Source organism: Gemmiger formicilis (genome assembly GCF_016901605.1).
Lineage (GTDB): Bacteria > Bacillota > Clostridia > Oscillospirales > Ruminococcaceae > Gemmiger > Gemmiger formicilis_B.
This window is the reverse complement of the sequence record NZ_JACJKP010000918.1, coordinates 1-219: the sequence shown is the minus strand read 5'-3', so window position 1 is coordinate 219 and position 219 is coordinate 1. Positions and strand designations below refer to the sequence as shown.

Sequence of the window (219 nt, the reverse complement as noted above, 5' to 3'; positions counted from 1 at the left end):
AATTTTTTGAAGAAAAGGAACACGGGCAAACAAACGGCATCTATCTGATCGACGGCACACCCGTTGAAGGAAATGCTCTGCATCCTGTAGGGCTTCTGGCTACCATTGCGCAGGGTTCCCTGATTCTGGATGACGCCTGCGCGGATGAATGGCTCCGCCGGTTCTTTAGCACTCCGCTCCGTTCCGGACCGCGGCGTTATTATGACAATTGCCTGTATC

The 219-nt window shown here is 53.0% G+C and carries 1 pseudogene; it reads left to right on the top strand.

Annotation, left to right across the window (positions count from 1 at the left end):
- A pseudogene (locus H6B10_RS17245) lies at positions 1–219 on the top strand (glycosyl hydrolase family 8); the annotation flags it as partial.